This window comes from Pontibacillus litoralis JSM 072002 (assembly GCF_000775615.1).
GTDB lineage: Bacteria > Bacillota > Bacilli > Bacillales > BH030062 > Pontibacillus > Pontibacillus litoralis.
On sequence record NZ_AVPG01000075.1, the window covers coordinates 1 to 496 of the forward strand.

Genomic DNA, 496 nt, shown 5'->3' on the forward strand with positions numbered 1-496 from the left:
CTCACAATATACAAGCGATGCCTTTGCGGAAAAGATTCAAGACTATAAAATGACACACTCCTTCAGTCACAAGGGAAGTCCTTATGACAATGCTTGTATTGAGTCTTTTCATGCGGTTTTAAAAAAAGAAGAAGTAAATCAGGTACAGTACTTGGATTTTAACGGTGCGAGAGTCGAGTTATTTAAATATATTGAAGGCTGGTATAACCGCAAAAGAATACACGGTAGTATCGGCTATCTAACACCACAAGAGATGGAAGATTTAGCGCTCAACCAAGCGGCATAATTGCATCATTTAACAATAGAGCACGGCTTTACTTGGAGAAGTGAGCATAGTAGGCTTTTGCCTGGCGTAATGTGTTTTACCAACCTTTTGTCTTTCGCAAATTACCACGCGCACAGAGGCTCCATGTCAAGCCTTAGCACATATATTCAAATAAGCTTCAAAGCACCATGGGAAAATTAACTTTTTTGTGTCCTAAATATTGACGTAGAT

At 39.1% G+C, this 496-nt stretch carries 1 protein-coding gene; it reads left to right on the forward strand.

Features of this window, described 5'->3' with window-relative positions:
- Window positions 1-286, forward strand: a 286-nt coding sequence (locus N784_RS15765) for an integrase core domain-containing protein (RefSeq protein WP_036836555.1), incomplete at its 5' end; no start/stop codon positions are given.
- Window positions 287-496: the final 210 nt, after the last annotated feature.